At 27.6% G+C, this 19,070-nt stretch carries 15 protein-coding genes, 1 pseudogene and 1 other annotated feature; of the genes and pseudogenes, 15 read left to right on the top strand and 1 reads right to left on the bottom strand.

Annotated elements, in window-relative coordinates; all coding sequences use genetic code 11:
- Positions 1 to 8 precede the first annotated feature (8 nt).
- The 9 genes and pseudogenes from groL (at position 9) to EQF90_RS06860 (ending at position 9,562) form a co-directional block, all read left to right on the top strand.
- Positions 9 to 1,634 (top strand): chaperonin GroEL, encoded by a 1,626-nt coding sequence (gene groL, locus EQF90_RS06900; protein WP_134712017.1) that lies wholly within the window; start codon positions 9 to 11, stop codon positions 1,632 to 1,634.
- A gap of 116 nt (positions 1,635 to 1,750) precedes the next feature.
- Positions 1,751 to 2,458, top strand: a complete 708-nt coding sequence (locus EQF90_RS06895; RefSeq protein WP_245151220.1) for a response regulator transcription factor — start codon at positions 1,751 to 1,753, stop codon at positions 2,456 to 2,458.
- 8 nt (positions 2,459 to 2,466) lie between these two features.
- Entirely contained in the window at positions 2,467 to 4,212 is a 1,746-nt protein-coding gene (pepF, locus tag EQF90_RS06890) for an oligoendopeptidase F (protein WP_134712015.1), read from the top strand.
- 57 nt (positions 4,213 to 4,269) lie between these two features.
- Positions 4,270 to 6,090, top strand: a complete 1,821-nt coding sequence (locus EQF90_RS06885; protein WP_134712014.1) for a bifunctional metallophosphatase/5'-nucleotidase — start codon at positions 4,270 to 4,272, stop codon at positions 6,088 to 6,090.
- Positions 6,080 to 7,777, top strand: coding sequence for a M3 family oligoendopeptidase (locus EQF90_RS06880; protein ID WP_134712013.1), 1,698 nt, complete (start codon positions 6,080 to 6,082; stop codon positions 7,775 to 7,777). Before EQF90_RS06885 ends, EQF90_RS06880 begins: the two co-directional genes overlap by 11 nt.
- A 183-nt stretch (positions 7,778 to 7,960) precedes the next feature.
- Entirely contained in the window at positions 7,961 to 8,107 is a 147-nt protein-coding gene (locus tag EQF90_RS06875) for a hypothetical protein (RefSeq protein WP_167604127.1), read from the top strand.
- Between the two features lie 92 nt (positions 8,108 to 8,199).
- A complete protein-coding gene (locus EQF90_RS06870) occupies positions 8,200 to 8,547 on the top strand; it encodes a hypothetical protein (protein WP_134712012.1) in 348 nt (115 codons plus the stop codon).
- 252 nt (positions 8,548 to 8,799) lie between these two features.
- Positions 8,800 to 9,033 (top strand): annotated as a pseudogene (locus EQF90_RS08385) (transposase); the annotation flags it as partial.
- Positions 9,034 to 9,235: 202 nt separating this feature from the next.
- Entirely contained in the window at positions 9,236 to 9,562 is a 327-nt protein-coding gene (locus EQF90_RS06860; protein WP_134712010.1) for a hypothetical protein, read from the top strand.
- 184 nt (positions 9,563 to 9,746) lie between these two features.
- On the opposite strand, the gene EQF90_RS06855 is transcribed toward EQF90_RS06860, so the two are convergent.
- Positions 9,747 to 10,592: a Cof-type HAD-IIB family hydrolase gene (locus EQF90_RS06855; RefSeq protein ID WP_134712009.1), complete on the bottom strand. Its 846-nt coding sequence runs from the start codon at positions 10,590 to 10,592 to the stop codon at positions 9,747 to 9,749.
- Positions 10,593 to 10,702: 110 nt separating this feature from the next.
- Here EQF90_RS06855 and ychF point away from each other — a divergent pair, with 110 nt between their 5' ends.
- The 6 genes from ychF (at position 10,703) to hprK (ending at position 19,039) form a co-directional block, all read left to right on the top strand.
- A complete protein-coding gene (ychF, locus tag EQF90_RS06850; RefSeq protein WP_134711563.1) occupies positions 10,703 to 11,800 on the top strand; it encodes a redox-regulated ATPase YchF in 1,098 nt (365 codons plus the stop codon).
- Positions 11,801 to 11,809: 9 nt separating this feature from the next.
- Complete coding sequence (locus EQF90_RS06845) at positions 11,810 to 12,730, top strand: CPBP family intramembrane glutamic endopeptidase (protein WP_134711562.1); 921 nt, start codon at positions 11,810 to 11,812, stop codon at positions 12,728 to 12,730.
- A gap of 54 nt (positions 12,731 to 12,784) precedes the next feature.
- Positions 12,785 to 13,013 (top strand) — a binding site (T-box leader).
- A gap of 54 nt (positions 13,014 to 13,067) precedes the next feature.
- On the top strand, positions 13,068 to 14,393 hold the full coding sequence (gene brnQ, locus EQF90_RS06840) for a branched-chain amino acid transport system II carrier protein (RefSeq protein ID WP_134711561.1): 1,326 nt from the start codon (positions 13,068 to 13,070) through the stop codon (positions 14,391 to 14,393).
- A gap of 98 nt (positions 14,394 to 14,491) precedes the next feature.
- Positions 14,492 to 16,249 carry an aminopeptidase P family protein gene (locus EQF90_RS06835; RefSeq protein ID WP_134711560.1) on the top strand — a complete coding sequence of 586 codons (1,758 nt, stop codon included), beginning with the start codon at positions 14,492 to 14,494 and terminating at the stop codon, positions 16,247 to 16,249.
- Positions 16,249 to 18,081 carry an excinuclease ABC subunit UvrC gene (gene uvrC, locus EQF90_RS06830; protein WP_134711559.1) on the top strand — a complete coding sequence of 611 codons (1,833 nt, stop codon included), beginning with the start codon at positions 16,249 to 16,251 and terminating at the stop codon, positions 18,079 to 18,081. The genes EQF90_RS06835 and uvrC overlap by 1 nt, the downstream gene beginning before the upstream one ends.
- Complete coding sequence (hprK, locus tag EQF90_RS06825) at positions 18,074 to 19,039, top strand: HPr(Ser) kinase/phosphatase (protein WP_134711558.1); 966 nt, start codon at positions 18,074 to 18,076, stop codon at positions 19,037 to 19,039. Before uvrC ends, hprK begins: the two co-directional genes overlap by 8 nt.
- The last annotated feature ends 31 nt before the right edge of the window (positions 19,040 to 19,070 follow it).

Genomic DNA, 19,070 nt, shown 5'->3' with positions numbered 1-19,070 from the left:
AGATTTTTATGAGTAGAGAAATTAAATATGGCCTTGATTCAAGAAAGGCTTTGGAGGCCGGAATAAACAAATTAGCAGATGCTGTAAAAGTAACTGTAGGACCTAAGGGGAGAAATGTAGTTATAGATAGGGGATATGGAGCACCACTTATTACAAATGATGGAGTTACTATAGCGAAAGAAATAGATTTAAAAGATAAATTTGAAAATATGGGAGCTCAGTTGTTAAAAGAGGTTTCTATAAAAACTAATGATGTTGCAGGAGACGGTACAACAACAGCTACTATACTTGCTCAAGCTATAGTTAGAGAAGGGCTTAAAAATATTGCAGCTGGGGCAAATCCTATAATATTACAAAAAGGTATAAAGAAAGCAACACAATTAGTGGTTGAAAAAATAAAGTCATTTTCTATACCTGTTGATTCGACAAATTCTATAGCACAAGTAGGCTCTATATCTTCAGCTGATAAGAAGATTGGTGAATTAATTGCAGAGGCAATGGAAAAAATTGGAAAAAATGGAGTAATTACTGTAGAAGAGTCTAAAACAATGGAAACTAATTTACAAATAGTAGAAGGAATGCAATTTGATAAGGGATTTTTATCGTCATATATGGTATCAAATGCTGATAAAAAAATTGCTGAGTTAGATAATCCTTATATCTTAATTACTGATAAAAAAATAGGAAATATACAAGAAATTTTACCTATACTTGAACAAATTGTTGAAGTTTCAAAACCATTATTAATTATTGCGGAAGATATTGAAGGAGAGGCTTTGACAACATTAATTTTAAATAAAATTAGGGGAACATTTAATGTTGTAGCTGTAAAAGCACCAAGCTTTGGAGAAAACAGAATAAAAATATTAGAAGATATCGCAATATTAACCGGAACTAAGGTATTTAAATCAGAGTTAGATGATGATTTGAAATTAGTAAAACTAGACGAGCTTGGAAGTGCTAAAAAAGTTAATGTTGATAAGGACTCAACTACAATTGTAGATGGATTAGGCTCAAAAGAAGAATTAGAAAATAGAATAAATTCTATAAAAAATGACATTTTAAATTCTGACTCTGATTTTGATATAGAAAGATATAAATCCAGACTTGCAAAATTGTCGGGAGGGGTAGCATTGATTCAAGTTGGTGCTATTACTGAAGTTGAAATGAAAGAGAAAAAACTTAGAATTGAAGATGCCCTTGCAGCTACAAAAGCAGCAGTTGAAGAAGGTATTGTTCCTGGAGGAGGTACTGTACTTTTAGATTCTATAAAATATTTAGATGAATATATTTCTACAATAGAAGGTGATGAAAAAACAGGAGCAATTATTATTTCTAAAGCTTTAGAATATCCGGCAAAACAGATTGCTGAAAATGCAGGAGTTGAAGGATCGGTTATAGTTGATAAAGTAAAAAATTTAGATGCGGGAATAGGATATGATGCCTTAAATAATAAATATGTAAATATGATTGAAGAGGGTATAGTTGATCCTACTAAGGTAACAAGATCTGCATTGGAAAATGCATCATCTATTGGGTCTATGATATTAACAACTGAAGCCGCAATTACTGAAAGTTTTGATGAAAAGGAATTAAATCAAACATCACCAAATATGAATGGATTAAATTTTTAATCTCATAAAATAAGAAGTTAATCTTTTCGTTTTTTGAAAAGGTTAACTTTTTATTTGTGTAAAATGTTACATTTATGTTATAATTCATTTAACATATAAAAAGGGGTGGTATTACAGTGAAATTACTTTTAGTTTACTCAGATCAGGAATTTATAGATAATTTTATTTACAGTTTTAAATCTGAAGAATATGAAATTTTTTCAGCAAATACAATTAAGGAGGCATTATTTTCTATACAAAAGAATGAATATGATCTTGTAATCATGGATATGGTTTTTAAAGATGGAACCGGATTGGATTTGAAGAGAAAAATGAATGAAATTATTAATATACCAACTATAGTTGTGTCTAATAATAAAGAGCCTAATGAAATAGTTTTAGCTTTAGAATATGGATGTGATGACTATATTATCAAGCCGTTTTACTTACTTGAATTGAAAGCAAGGATTAGATCTGTACTTAGAAGAAGTAGGGCTAATAAAACTGAAACAATAAAAATTGTGAAAGAGGCTGACAACTCTATGGCTAAAGATAAGTTTAAGTTTAATATATTAGGTAGAAAAGTTACAGTGGATGATTTAGAGTTGGATTTGACAGGAAAAGAATTTGATTTACTATTTATTCTTGTTTCAAATAAAGGAAAAGTATTTTCTAGAAAAGAATTAGCTGCTTCTTTATGGAAAGATATAGAAGAATCAAATATTAGAACAGTTGATGTTCATATTAGAAGACTTAGAGAAAAATTAGAATCAACACAAACTGATAGATATATTCAAACTAAATGGGGAGAAGGATATTTTTACAGTGATGAAATGGATTCATAGGAGGAATTATGGAAAAATTAAGATGGGATTTGGAATCAATTTATTCAAACGATGATTTAGCAAGAGATGAAATAAAAAATATTGAAAAATTATTGGAAGAAGTTAAATCATTGAAAGAAGAACCTAAAAAAAATTTAGTAAAATTATTACAAAAGGATGTTGAAATTTCAAGATTATTATATAAACTGGCAGCATATTCACATATGAAAAAAGATGAGGATTCAAATGTATCTAATTTTCAAAAATTAGATAAGGAAGTTTCTAATTTAAACTCAAAAATTTCAACAGTATTCGCATTTTTAACCCCTCTTTTATTGTCTTTAGATAAACAAGAAATAGAAGAATTGAAGAATAAAGAAGAGTTAAAAGCCTATGATGTATATTTAAATAAAATTTTTAGATATAAAGCTCATACATTATCAGATAAAGAAGAATTGATAATGAGCTCATTAAGTTCAACATTAAGAACATCAGCAAATTTGTATTATTTTTTAACTAATACTGATATGAAATTTCCATATTTAGAAAAATTTGATAAGCAACTTACAAATATAAATTTTGTAAATACTCAAATGGATGAAAATAGAGAATTGAGAAAAGAATCATTTAAGAAGTTTTATGATACATATAATCAATACGGAAACACAATAGCTCAATCCTATTATTCACATATTGATGGATTGGGTAAAATTTCAAAATTAAGAAAATATAACTCCATAAGAGAAATGTTTTTGTATAGAGATGATGTAAGTACTCAAGTTTATGATGCTTTGGTTGAATCAATACATACTAATTTACCATATTTACACAAATATTATGAAATTAAGAAAAGAGCATTAGGGTTGGATGAACAACATATGTATGATGTATATATGCCGATGACAAGTAAATTTGAAAAGAAATATACTTTTGAGGAAGCTAAAGAATTAGTTATAGAATCAGTTAAACCAATGGGGGAAGAATACGTAAATAACTATAAAAAAGCTTTTGAAGAAAATTGGATTGATGTTGAACCAAGACCTGGAAAGAGAAATGGAGCGTATTCATCAGGTTCCTATGATACAAAACCATTTATACTATTGAATTTTGATGGCACATTAAGTAGTGTATTTACATTAGCACATGAAATGGGACATTCATTACACAGTTATTATGATAGATCCACAAATGACTTCTTACATTCAGGGTATACAATTTTCGTTGCAGAAGTAGCATCAACATTTAATGAAGCATTATTATTAGATTTATTAATGAAAAAAGCTGAAAGTGAAGAAGAATTATTATACTTAACAGATTTTTATGTAAATAACTATAAGTCAACAGTATTTAGACAAACTATGTTTGCTGAATTTGAAAGAGATGTTCATCATAAGATTGAAAATGGCGAAGTATTGACAAAAGATGATTTTTCAAATATTTACTTTGAATTAAATAAGAAATATTTTGGAGATTCAATGGTATCAGATGAAGAAATAGCTTATGAATGGATGAGAATACCTCACTTTTATTCAAATTTTTATGTATATAAATATGCTATCGGATTTACAGCATCTTCAATTTTAGTAAGAAGAGTATTAGAAGGTGTTGAAAATGCCAGAGAAAATTATATTAAATTCTTAAAAGATGGGGATAATCATTTCCCAATTGAACAATTAAAGATTGCAGGAGTTGATATGTCAAATCCTGAAACAGTTAATAAATCTCTAGAAACATTTAGAGAATTAGTTGATAAATTAGATAAATTGATAAAGTAAAAAATTAAAGAATTACTAAAAATAATTAAAATTTAGTAATTAGACTTTTGGGGAAATATGAAAAATAAACTAAAAGTAACTCTATTGTGTACTAGTGATGTTCATGGATATTATATGCCCTGGGATTATTCTAAAGATGAATATTCTAAAAAGGGAGGATTATCAAGAGTTTCAACATACGTTAAATCTTTGAAAAAAGAAAATGAATATGTTGTATTGATGGACAATGGAGACTTAATTCAAGGTAATAGTGCTGAATATTTTATTAATCGAGAAAAATATCCGGGTATTGAAGTTATAAATAAAATGAAATATGAAATTTATAATATGGGAAATCATGAATTTAACTTTGGAATGGATCATTTAATTGATGTAGTTAGACAATTTAATGGAGTTTCAATGATGGGAAATCTCTATAGAAAGAAAAATACTATGAGATTTATGAATGGTGTATATTATAAAAATATTAAAGGTATCAGAATTGGATTTGTCAGTTTAAATACACCTTTAGTTAGAAAATTTGAAGCTAAACGTGGTAATTTAAAAAATTTTGACGTAATAGATGCAGATTTTGAGCTTGAAAGACTTCTGAAAGAAGTGGGAGAATGTGACGCTTTGATAGGGTTGTTCCATATGGGTGATTTTAATGAAAATGACATTGAAAATACCGGTATTATTGACTTATTAAATAATGTAAAAGGTGCGGAAAAAATTGATGCGATTTTTGGTGGGCATATGCATCAAATTATTAACAAAAAGATAAATAATACAATTTTTCTTGAACCAGGGTATCATGCTGAAGGTTTAAGCAGGTTGGATTTAACTTTTGATATAGATAGTAAAAAATTAGAAGATATAAGACCATCAATTATAAAAATTGATGATGAAATAGAATCTGATGAGGAAATTGAAGATATCTTAGCTCAATATCATAAAGAATTGAGAGAAAGAGCAAATGAGTTTATAGGGTATACTTCAGAGGATTTATCTGAAAATGATGATGTCAAAGGGATAGCTCAAACAAGAGTTGCTCAAACGAAAGTTACAGATTTCTTTTTGGACGTAATGCTTGATTATAGTGGTGCTGACGTAGTATCAATTCATTTAGATAACCCGTATCCAGTGATTCTAAAAGGAGAGATTAAGCGAAAAAATATAAATAATTCATATAGTTATTCCGGAGGGGAAATTTCTATATATAACATTTTGGGATCTGATTTAAAGAAATATATTGAATGGTCAGCAGGAGTATTCAATAAGTTTTACCCTGATGATATTAACATTTCTTTTAATCCTGAAAGAATTAAATTTAAGTATTCTACATTTGATATTTTTGGAAATATAAAATACGATATTGACTTAAATGAAGATGAAGGAAATAGGATAAAAAATCTAAGGAAAATGGATGATACAGAAATCTCAGATGATGAAATATTGAAGCTTGGTATAAATAAATACAGAATGGATTATTTAATATCATTAAATGGGCCTTTAAGCGGATTAAAGATGTCACCTATAAGCAGTTCAATTACAGATAAAAGCTTAAATGTAAGAGGGACAATAAGAAATCTTTCAGTTAGATATATTGGATTACTCCCAAATAAATTATATGTTCCTAAAAATATAAAAAGATGGAATGTTTTGTTAAATAATTCCAATGATGAATTAAGAAAGTTTGCTATAAATCTTATCAATGAGGGAAGTTTATTATTATATAAGCTAGAAAATGGAAAAACAGATTTTGCAAGGCCATTAAATTTAAATGAAAAATTAGAAAAATATCAAATAGAAAAATTGAAAGAAAAATACGATTTTAATGAAGATTTAATACTAAGAGAAATATTAAACGAAATAAAAAGAGGTAGTTATGAAGTTTAAGGATATAAAATATACAAGACCTGATTTTGAAAAAGTATTATCAGATTTAGATAAATACATGGAGGAAGCTAAGAATTCAACAACAAGTGAAGAATATTTTGATGCATTAAAAAATATTGAAGATATTTCCTGTCAATTTTCGCAAGATTATACAATTGCGTATGTTAGAAATTCAATCGATACAAGAGACGAATTTTATGAAAAAGAAGTAGAGGCTTTTAATGAAGTTTTACCTAGATTTTCACAACTGGATAATAAATTAAAAAATATTAGATTAGATTCTCCATTTAGAAATGAATATGAAGAAAGATTTGGTAAAAATATTACAAAAAAAGATCAACTACAAAAGGATATATTTAAACCTGAAATTATGGAAGATAAAGTTAAAGAGTCAAAATTATCTGTTGAATACCAAAAATTAATGGGTACTGCAGAAATTGAATTTGATGGAAAAAAATTAAATTTATCAAAAATGGTTCCATACAAGCAATCAGAAGATAGAGAAGTTAGAAAGGCAGCATCAGAAGCTACATCAAAATGGTTTGATGAAAGGAAAGATCAGTTTGACAATATTTATGATCAACTAGTAAAAATCAGACATGAAATTGCTACAAAGTTAGGATTTAAATCATATCTTGACGTTGCATATAGAGAATTTGGTAGAACTGATTGGAATAGAGAAGACGCTAAAAATTACAGAGAACAAATTTTAAAATATATAGTTCCATTAACAAGAAAATTTTATGAAGAACAAAAAGAAAGAATCGGTGTAGATCAATTAAAATACTATGATTTGGGATTAGAATTCTTATCAGGAAATCCAACTCCAAAAGGAGATGAAGAAAAACTTGTAAAAGAAGCTCAAAAAATGTATAAAGAATTATCTTCAGAAACTGATGAATTTTTCAGTGCAATGATTGATAATGAAATGATGCATTTATCTTCTACTGATGGTAAAGCACCAGGTGGCTATATGACTTCATTAGATGTAATCGGATTACCATTTATATTTGCAAACTTTAATGGTACAGCACATGATGTTGATGTTTTAACTCATGAAGCAGGACATGCATTCCAAGGTTATGTAACAAGAAATGTACATCCTGTTGAAAACAGAGGTGCTTGCATGGAAATCATGGAAACACACTCAATGAGTATGGAATTCTTTACACATCCATGGATGGAAGCGTTTTTCGGTGAAGATACAGAAAAATATTACTACAACCACGTTGTTGGGGCGTTAAAATTCTTACCATACGGAGCATCAATTGATGAATTCCAAGAATGGGTATATGACAATCCTACAGCAACGCCGGAAGAAAGAAATGCCAAATTTAGAGAAATTGAAAAGAAATATTCTCCACATATTGATTATGCAGACAATCACTATATGGAATCTGGTAGAAGATGGCAAGCCCAAATGCATGTTTATCAATCACCATTCTACTATTTAGATTACACAATTGCTCAAATCAATGCGTTCCAATTTTTTGTTTTAGATATGGAAAACCACGAAGAAGCATGGAGTAAATATTTGGAATTGTGTAAGTTAGGAGGAAGTTTAGGTACAAAAGAAATTATTAAACATGTTGGACTAAAAAATCCATTTCAAGCAGAAACATTTGAATATATTGTTCCAAAGTTAGAAGCTTACTTAGAAAGCTTAGATAACAATAAAATTAAATAATATAATTTTTTAGATAAACTATTACTGTAAGATAATAATATTTTTGTAAAAGCATATAGCGATACATCAATAATTTGGAAAAGTTTAGCTGGCACATATTGGATTCCAGGTATTGGAAAAGTAGTAATAACAGTTGCGGGAGTTATTATAATAGGAGACGCTGCAATAAAAACAGGAACTTGGTTGTATAATCAAGTGGTTAATTATTTCAAAAATAATAATGTTGAGGAAGAAAGTATTTCGATGACCGCTGATGAAATAATTTCTAAATTTAGAAAAGCTAGAATTAGAAGAGAATTCCCATCTGAGTTTTTATATAAAACAATTTAAGAAATAATGAATGCTGCATCTAGAGGAATGCAAACGCAAGAAAAGCTTTGAAGCTTCTAAGGGATGGCAGATTTAGGAAATGAGAATAAGTTATGAATATAACAGTTAAAGTATTGGTCGCTAATTATATAAATGAACAAATTTTATCATATATGGAAAAAATATATTATTGTAAAATTAATTTTGAAATTGGCATATTTGATGAGGTTAATAATGAATATATAAAGAAAATTACAGAAGGTAGTATAAAAGAATTAGAATATACGAATGAATTTGGAGAGATAGTAAAAGAAAAAATACTGTTTGTATTGGGTTATGATATATTATATAATGATTTAAATTTAGAAAATGGAACAGAATTATATCAACAATTTATACATTTTAATTTCGATATAGTGTTAAATCCAAATGAAATAGTAGAAAAATATTATGATTATTAATAGTTCTTTGAAAGGGGTTGTTGCAAAATAGCCTCTTTAAATTAAAATAATTTAATAAATGTATCAAAAAAGCCCTGAATTCTAACCGTTCAGGGCTTTTTGTGATAAAATAGTTTTATGACATACAATACTTTATCTGTGTTTAATTCTAACCTAAAGCATGGAGAAATTCAATTAAAAATGGATTTTAATCTAGATATTGTTGTTGAAAGTGATTTAAAGCTTTTGGTTTTGCGAAAATTAGTTGAGTAGATAGATTTAAGTTTCATAGTAGATGCATACTCCGTTAAAGGGAGAAAAACATTAGTTGATCCTATTACAATGTTTAAGATTCTAATCTACTGCTACTCAGAAGGAGTTAGAACTTCTAGAGAAATAGAGAAAATGTGTAAATATGACTTAAGAATTTTGTACCTTCTTGAAGGAAAAAAATCACCTGATCATTCGACAATAAATAGATTTAGAAATAAATTAGCACCTTTCGTTGAGAAAATAATTTATTTAAATAATCAGTATTTGTTAGAAAATGACTTTATTGATGCTTCAAGCATATACATAGATGGTACTAAAATTGAAGCCAATTCCAATAAATATATTTTTGTTTGGAAAAAATCAGTCATAAAATTTAAGAGCCTTCATAAAGCCTTCAAACTATGAGATATCAAAAACTAGAAAATATAAATAAGATTTGAAATTTAGAGAAAGTTTAATCGATAACAAAGAGACAGACAGTTATGAAAGTAAAGATGGTGATTTGTTTGTAAGAATAAAAGATAAAAAAAGAGTAAAGAAAAGCGGCTATATTTCAACATCTAAAGTATATAAATGTTTTGATTGGAACAAAGATGGATTTAAGACAAAATCGCTATATTTTACAGAAATATTTGAGAAATACAGGTTAAATTATTTAGAAAACATAACTTCATTAGAAGGTATAAATTATAGTAACCGAGATAAATTTAATGGCGATAGCTATGAATCTAAATCCAATCAAGTAATATCAATATCTACATAAAAAAGAAAAAGAGCCATTGAATAATTATTTTTATGTTATTATGCAACAGCCCCTTTTAAAGAACCCATCTTTATAAGATTTCTTGAAATAGTTGAATGATGAAAAATAAAAATTCTGGAGTTGTCAAACATATGTGATGTGATTTTGTATTTAAATTGTAACAATTAATTTTACAAATTTTTATTTAAATTAATCCAAAATGTTTTAATGCCTTGAAAATTCCTTCGTTATTATTGTCATCAGTAACATGGACAGCTGCATTTTTAACTTCTTCTTTACCATTTCCCATAGCAACTCCGTATTTAGCATATTCGACCATTTCCTTGTCATTTGAACTGTCACCGAAAGATAATAAAGTTTCACTTTTGATACCTAATTTTTCGAGAGCATTTGCTTTGCTTACTCCTAAACTCATGTATTCTAGAAAGAATGGTGACGTTTGAGCTACATAAAGTTTATCTTTAAATTTTTCAGTTATCTCTGCTTTTGCATCATCAAGGTATTTTGGCTCCATTATTGTAAGGATTTTATTTATATTGAAATCTACAAAATTTTTTAATGATTTTACTTCTTGAAGTAAAAATCCACCATTTCTTGCTTCCCATTCAATAACATTTATCCTTCCTTTACCTAAATTTCCGGTATCAACAACAGCATTGTAAACATCTTCAACATACATATATTCATCCCTATTAATCATTGGATATATTTTTTTATTTTCTACATAATCTAAAACTTCATAAACAAGTTCTTTAGATAAAGGTGTTTCATAAATTAATTTATTATTTGCTACATCATAAGCTATTGCACCATTGTTGGAAATTATAATTCCATTATTTTTATCCAATTCAAGCTCTTTAGCATATTTTAGCATTGCAAGCACAGGTCTACCGGATGCTAATATAATTTTCACCCCTTCATTGTGTAATTTGATTAAAGCTTTTTTAGTTTTGGGTTGAATATTATGTTCATTATCTAGTAATGTACCATCAAGGTCTAAAGCTATAGTTTTAATATTTAATTTATTCATTTTTCCTCCAAAAAGTTTTCATATATCAATTATACATTAAATTGTCGGTTTATCTTCAAATTATTTAAATTTTAAGTTATAATTATTTGGTATAGAAAGGTTAGGTAAATATGAAATTAGGTATAGTAGGATTGCCAAATGTTGGCAAATCAACACTTTTTAATGCTATTACAAAAGCAGGAGCGGAATCAGCTAATTATCCATTTACAACTATTGAACCAAATGTAGGGGTTGTAGACGTTCCGGATTATAGATTAGAAAAATTATCGGAATTAAATAATTCAAAGAAAATCGTATCTGCATATATAGAATTTTATGATATAGCCGGGCTTGTTAGAGGTGCTAGCAAGGGAGAAGGTTTAGGTAATAAGTTTTTAGCGAATATTAGAGAATCAGAAGCTATCGTTGAAGTTTTAAGATGCTTTGAAGATCCTAATGTAATTCATGTAGATGGTGAAGTAAATCCGTTGAAGGATATTGAAACAATTAATTTAGAACTTATTTTTTCTGATATGGATATGCTTGAAAATATTATGAATAGATTAAATAAACTGGCTAAATCTGATAAGGAAAAAAAAGCTGAATTAGAGTTGATACAAAGAGTATATAAAACTTTAGAAGAAGGAAAAAGTGCTAGAGTTTTAGATTTGACACAAGAAGAACAAAAAATATTAAAAGGATATAATTTATTATCAACAAAGCCTATAATATATGTTGCAAATGTATCTGAAGAAGAAGTTGCTGATGATGGACAATCAAATCCATATGTGCAACAAGTTAGAGAATTTGCAAAGACAGAAGAGGCCAAAGTTGTAGTAATCTCAGCTAAAATTGAAGCTGAAATTTCGACACTGGAAGATGAAGAAAAGAAGGATTACTTAGAAATGATTGGACTAGAAAAACCTGGTTTAGAAAAACTTATTATTGCAAGTTATGATTTATTGGGATTAATTTCATTTATAACCACCGGGGAAATTGAAACTAGAGCTTGGACAATAAAAAAGGGTACAAAAGCTGTTGATGCTGCTGGTAAAATTCATTCGGATATATCTAGAGGATTTATTAGAGCGGAGATAATTTCCTTTGATGAACTTATGAATTATGATGGTTCAATGACTAAAGCTAAAGAAGCTGGTAAGGTTAGACTAGAGGGTAAGGATTATATTATGCAAGATGGTGATATTACTCACTTTAGACACAATGTTTAGGAGTTGTTAATGGAAAATAATTTAGAAAATTTATTAGAAAATGAAAATTATAACTTAGTGGAAGCAAGGAAGGCAAATAGAAAAATAATTTTTTCGTATTTGATATATTTTTTAAGTATTAATATTTTAGCTTCTTTAACGGGGTTTATACAGGATATAGGGATTAGACAAATAACAATAGTTGGTTTAGGCATAATCCCAATATATTTCTTTGTTGGCAAAAAATCTTTGGAGAATTTAAGAAGTCAAAAACAAAAATATTTCGGTATAAAAGATTTATTTTTCTTTGTAGGTTTATCTTATGCTATAACTTTAATATTTAGTATTTTTACTAATTTTGTTGTAAGTAAGCTTAATATACCTTCTCCAAATGTTACTAAAATAATTCAAAATAATTTAAATATAACATTATTTATTTATGCTGTAATTTTTGGACCGGCAATTGAAGAATTGCAGTTTAGGGGATTTTATTTGAATATAACTAGAAAATATGGAAAAATAGCAAGCATACTCTTGGTGTCTATATTATTTTCATTTTCTCATTTAAACATAATTCAAGGGTTAGGGACATTTGGATTAGCACTAGTGTTTACATATGTTGCATATTTTTATTCATTTAGAGATGCATTAATATTACACATAATAAATAATTTAATTGTTGCAATTGTAGGATTTTTATCATCAAATTACGGTTTACAATCAATGCAAATTGTTACTTTATCTATTATATTGATTATTTTAGGATTTAGTGCTATAGTGCAGTTATTTACAGAAAAAAGAAGAAATGAATTTAAAAACAATCTAAAAATAGATAAAGCTGAGAAAAAATATTTAAAAAATTTATTTACAGATTATGTATTTATAGTTTATTTTATTTTTATATTAGCATTTTCCGTTTATGCTGGATATATCGCTCAAAATGCACGATAATATTTTACACTTGACATATATAAATAATTTATTTATAATATCAATTAATATATTAAAAATAAAAGAAAGAGTAAAAAGTTTTGAAGCTACAGAGAGCTGTTGTTTGGTGTGAAACAGTGTGGATTACTTTTGAAAATCATCTTTTTTATTGAAAATCTGAAATTATTATAAAATTAAGATTTTTCGTAGTGGTTTACGTTACAAATACCTGACATTGTTAGATGTTATAAGTGCTTCACTATGTGAAGAAAAAAGGTGGTACCGCGATTATTTCGTCCTTTGCTGGAAATAGCAAAGGATTTTTTATTTTAAATATAAAAATTTTTAGGAGAAGATTATGAAGAAAAGTTTATCAAAAAATCAATTTTTAAGCGTTAGTATAATGCTCTTTGGTTTGTTTTTTGGGGCGGGAAATTTAATATTTCCTCCAATGCTAGGACATCAAGCAGGAAATTTAACTTTTATTAGTTTATTATTTTTTGCTATAACTGCTGTTGTATTTCCAATTTTAGCTGTAATAGCCGTAGCAAAGACATCGGGTTTAACAAATTTAGCAAATAGAGTCGGACCGGTGTTTTCATTGGTATTTACATCATTGATTTATTTATCAATAGGACCTGGACTAGGGATACCAAGAGCAGGTAGTTTACCATTTGAAATGGCAGTACAACAGTATTTACCGGAGGGAGTTAATATATTTTCTTTAAGGCTTTTATATACATTATTTTTCTTTTTATCAGCATTTTTAATTTCATTAAATCCAAGTAAGTTGGTAAATAGAGTTGGAAAAGTGCTGACACCTACTTTATTAGTGCTTATTTTATTTATGTTTATCGGTGTAATAATATCAGGAATAAATATGCCGACTAAACCAGCTGATGCCTATATATCAAATGCACCGGTAAAAGGATTTTTAGAAGGATATAATACAATGGATGCAATTGCAGGACTTAATTTTGGTTTAGTGATTGCTTTAGCTATAAAATCATTTAATGTAAAAGATGATAAAAATATTATGAGATATACTGTAAAAGCTGGATTTTTAGCGGGAACTGTTTTATTTATAATATATGCAATGCTTTCATATATCGGAATGGTTACAGGGCAAATAACATCCGGAGTGGAAAATGGAGCTCAAGTATTAGTTATAACAGTAAATAAAGTATTTGGTAATTTTGGAGGAATATTATTAGTTTCTATATTTACATTGGCTTGTTTGACAACATGTGTTGGATTAATAACAAGTGGTAGTGGATATTTTGCGAAACTGACAAATAATAAAATTAGTTATAAAAAATGGACTTTATTATTTTCAGCATTTTCATTTGTTGTAGCTAATTTTGGATTAAATAAAATATTAGCTGTATCTGTTCCTGTATTAGTATCAATTTATCCTATATCTTTGACACTTATAATTTTAACATTATTTCATGATAAATTAGGATTTAGTAAATTGGCATACAAAGCAACAATTTATGTTGTGTCATTAATATCCGTAGTTGAAGGTTTATTAGTAGCTAAGATTGAAATACCAATTTTAACAAATTTTGTAAAACAATTACCTTTATTTAAGCAAAGTCTAGGATGGTTAATTCCGGGATTAATAGTTTTAGTTTTGGCAATATTTGTTTCTGTAGCTTTAAAATTAGAAAAATTTAAATAATATTTTGACTGGAATGTTGAAAATGCTCAATTATTCTAGTCATTTTTTTTATACTAATGTATAATAGAATATATAGTATTAAAAAAGGAGTAAAAATTATGAGTATTTATGATAGAGTTGATAATCTTAGAGATTTAATGATGGATAGAGATATTGAAGCATATATTGTACCAACATCTGATCCTCATCAATCAGAATATTTATCAGATTATTACAAGACAAGAGAATATATTTCTGGATTTACCGGTTCAGCAGGCACAGCGGTAATAACAAGAGATAAAGCTGGATTGTGGACTGATGGTAGATATTTCGTACAAGCTGAAAATGAATTAAAGAATTCTCCATTTAAATTATACAGAATGGGAGAGGATATAGATTATTTGACATTTATAAATGAAGAAGTATCTCAATTTGGAAAAGTTGCAGTTGATGGGAGATGTTTATCATTAGCTCAATACGATGCAATTAATGATAAATTAGGAGATAGACTACTTATTACAGATGTAGATTTTATCTCAAATATATGGGAAAATAGACCGCAATTATCAAAATCGGAAGCTTGGATTTTTGATGAAAAATATACTGGAAAGTCAGTTTCTGAAAAATTAAAAGAATTTAGAAAAAGATTAAGAGAAAAAGATTGTGATTATGGATTTATAGGTGCTTTAGAAGATATAGCATATTTATTTAACCTAAGAGGCGATGATATATATGCTACACCGGTATTTTTCTCGTATGCATTAATCAGTCACGAAAATGCAATATTGTTTATTGATGAAAATAAAATAGATTTAGAAGTTAAAGAATATTTGAAAGCTAATAATATTGACATATATAGATATGATGCTATTTTTAATGTGTTAAATGAAATAAGAGGTTCCAATTCAATTTATTTAGACCCTAATAGAACAAATGTAAAAGTCTATCAAAGTATTAATAAGAATGTCAGAATAAAACGAGGCATAAATTTAACTACATTGATGAAGATGATTAAAAATGAAATTGAAATTGAAAATGAAAAGAAAGCATTTCATAAAGATGCTATAGCATTGACTAAATTCTTTAATTGGGTTGAAACAGGTGTGAAATCAGGAGCAATTGACGAAGTATTTGCAGCTAAAAAGTTACTAAGTTTTAGAGAACAACAGGAAAACTTTATTGAACCGAGTTTTACAACTATTTCTGCTTATGGAGCAAATGCTGCAATGCCGCATTATGACCCTGAAAAGGTAATACCTGCAACACTACAAACAAAAGGTTTATATTTAGTAGATAGTGGAGCTCAATATTTAGAAGGGACAACAGATATTACTAGAACTATTGCTCTTGGGGAACTTACATATGATGAAAAATTACATTACACATTAACATTAAAAGGATTTATTGCAGGATTGTCAGCTAAATTTAAAAACAACTCTACAGGATATTTTTTAGATTCAATTGTAAGAAATCCTATATATAGATATGGACTAGATTTTAATCATGGTACAGGTCATGGGGTAGGATTCGTTTTAGGAGTTCATGAAGGGCCTATGAGCATTTCAAAAAAAGATAATGGTGTAGTTTTACAAAAAGGTATGATATTTTCTATTGAACCGGGACTATATATTGAGGGGGCACATGGTATAAGAATAGAAAATATTGTGTATGTTGAAGATGCTCAAGAGCCAAATATGCTAGAAATTAAAACATTATTATATTTGCCAATTGATACAAGACCGGTATTAAAAGAATTATTGGAAGCTTGGGAATTAGATTGGTTAAATAGCTATAATGAAGAATGTTACAATAGATTATCTAAAGAATTAGATGGTGATGATTTAATTTATTTAAGAAAGATTACAAGAGAATTATAATGAATGATTTAAGATATGATTTATCAAGGTTGCCGGATTTGCCTGGAGTTTATCTGATGAAAGATAAGGATGACAATATAATATACGTGGGTAAAGCTAAAAATTTAAAAAAACGTGTTAGATCATATTTTAATGGAGAAAAAAATAAATCAATGAAAGTACTTAAAATGGTTGAGAAAATTGACCATTTTGAGTATATCATTGTTGAAAATGAAGTTGAGGCACTTGTATTAGAGTCTAATTTCATTAAAGAACATAGACCACATTATAATATTTTATTAAGAGATGATAAACAATACCCATATATAATGCTTACAAATGAGGCTTTTCCAAGGATAGAAAAAGTTCGACAGGTAAAAAATGATAAAAATGAATATTTTGGGCCATATCCAAATGCTTATGCTGTAAATGATGTAATAAGACTTTTGCAAAATACGTTTAAGTTGAGAGTTGATAAAATTGAACAAAATTATAATAGTATTAAGAGACCTTCCCTAAAGCAATTTTTATATAAATACAATGATCCTAATCATGACTATAAAGACCAAAAACAATATATGAAAAATGTGGATAAGGTAAGAGAGTTCTTAAAAGGAAATGTAAAAGAATTTATTAAAGAATTAGAAGAAAAGATGTTATCATACTCTAAAAACCTAGAATTTGAAAGAGCCAAGGAATACAGAGATCATATAATAAATATTGAAAGTCTAATGGAAAGACAAAAAGTTACAAGTGTAAGTGCCCAAAATATGGATATAGTATCTTTATCTAGGGCACGAAATTATGTAACTATCCAAGTATTTTTTATGAGAAATGGTAAAATTGTTGATAGAGAGCATTTTATCATTGAAAATGAATTTGATAATAATGATGCTGAAATTTTGTCATCATTTATGAAACAATTTTATTTTGATATGACATATATTCCTAAAGAGATAATTTTATTGGAATTACCTGAGGATTATGAGGTAATAGAAGAAGTTCTTACAAAAAAAAGAGGTTCAAAAGTCAATTTAAGAGTTCCAATGCGTGGAGAAAAAGTAAGTTATTTAGATATGGCAACAAAAAATGCCAAAAAAATGATGTTAGAATATCTAAAGAAAATGGATAATAGAGAAAAAAATAAAAATTTAGGACTAAAGAGGCTTGAAGAATTTTTAGGTATATTTCCTATTGATAGGATTGAGGCATATGATATATCGAATATATCCGGTGTAGATTCTGTAGGTTCAATGGTTGTTTATCAAGAAGGAAAAAAATCTAAAAAAGACTATAGAAAATTTAAAATTAAAACTGTTGAAGGACCGGATGACTATGGTTCAATGCGGGAAGTACTTACCAGAAGATTAAAAAGACTTATAAGTGATGATACTAATATCGGATTTTCTAAAAAACCTGATCTTATAATAATGGATGGGGGTAAAGGTCAGGTAAATGTTGCATTACAAGTTATAAAGGAATTTAATCAAAATATTGAAGTTATTGGACTTGTGAAAAATGATAAACATAAAACCCGTGCAATAATTTATGAAAATAGAGAAATACCGATAGAAAATGATACGGCGATTTATAGATTTTTATATGGTATTCAAGAAGAAGTGCACAGATTTGCAATAAATTATTTCAATACAGTTCATAAGAAAAAAATGTTTGAATCTGAACTTAAAAATATTCAAGGTTTAGGGCAAAAAAGAATTTTATCATTATTAAAAAAGTTTGGCTCTATTTCTAATATTAAAAATGCAACAAAAGAAGACTTAATTGAGGTTGAAAATATAAATGAAAGTGTGGCGAACAATATTATAAAATATTTTGGAGAGAAAAATGGCTAAAAGTGTTAAATTATCAGAATTAGTACAAGAATTAGACTTGAAAGTAATCATGCCTGCAAAGGATTATGAAAAAATTGAAATATCAAATGGGGATGTAAATAGACCCGGGTTACAATTATCAGGATTTATGGAGGCTTTTCCATATAAAAGAATTCAAATAATTGGTAACGTAGAATATAACTACTACATGCAAATGACACCTGAATTAAGATATGAAAGATTTAGAGGGATTTTATCAGAAGAAATTCCGTGTATAATTTTTTCATACAATAGAGAAGTTACACAAGATATTTTAGATTTAGCAAACTATTACAATAAAACTTTAATTATTTCTGAATATGCTACAACAAAATTAATCAGTAAATTGAGTATGTCACTTGAAAAGCATTTAGCTGAAGAATTAACAATTCATGCCGGATTAATGGAAGTTTATGGTTCCGGAGTTTTAATAAAAGGACAATCGTCTGTAGGAAAATCTGAAACAGCTTTAGATTTAGTAATCAGAGGACATAGACTTGTAGCGGATGATGTGGTAGATATTAAGAAGATAGATAACCAACTATATGGTACTTCTCCTGAAAACATTAGACATTTTATGGAAATAAGAGGTTTAGGAATTTTAGATATTAGAAGATTATATGGTGTAGGGTCTGTTAAAATTGATTCTAGGATTGATTTAGTTATAGAACTTGAAAAATGGGATGAAAATAAAGAATACGATAGATTAGGTTTAGAAGATGATTCTGACTTTATTTTAGGTGTAGAAGTCCCAAAATTAACTGTTCCGGTAAAACCTGGTAGAAATATTGCTATGATACTAGAAGTTGCCGTTAGAAATTTAAGACAAAAGAATTTAGGATATAATTCAGCAAAATATTTAACAAGCCGATTATTTAATGATATGAATCCTAGTGAAACAAAAAATAATCATTATGTAAATATGTATGAAAATTTATAATTTTTAATTGCCATATATATTTAAATGTTAT

It is taken from the genome of Helcococcus ovis, assembly GCF_004524775.2.
GTDB lineage: Bacteria > Bacillota > Clostridia > Tissierellales > Peptoniphilaceae > Helcococcus > Helcococcus ovis.
This window is presented reverse-complemented; position numbering and strand designations above follow the sequence as displayed.